1 protein-coding gene is annotated in these 264 nt (G+C 61.7%); it reads right to left on the minus strand.

The window, feature by feature from the left end; all coding sequences use genetic code 11:
• Positions 1 to 264 (minus strand): TatD family hydrolase (locus tag SB753_RS38175; RefSeq protein WP_410805307.1); only part of this gene is annotated, 264 nt, incomplete at both ends.

Genomic DNA, 264 nt, shown 5'->3' on the forward strand with positions numbered 1-264 from the left:
TTGAGTTGCTCGTTGTAATAGAACTGCTGCGTCTCGTCGTCGAGCCCCGGCACGAAGTAGTCGAGCCCAATCTCACCGAGACCGACGAAAAGCGGGTCGTCGAGACTCGCCTCGATTTCCATGCGCAGGACATCGAGATCGGACGGCTGCGCCTGCGGCGTGAAAAGCGGATGAATGCCGAGCGCATACGCGCCGCCCTGCACGCGATGCGCCAGTTCCCGCACCGTCGAAAAGTTGCTGCGCGCGATGCCCGGAATCACGATC

Origin of the sequence: Paraburkholderia sp. SIMBA_053 (genome assembly GCF_046534895.1) — a bacterium.
In the GTDB taxonomy this organism is placed as follows: domain Bacteria; phylum Pseudomonadota; class Gammaproteobacteria; order Burkholderiales; family Burkholderiaceae; genus Paraburkholderia; species Paraburkholderia caledonica.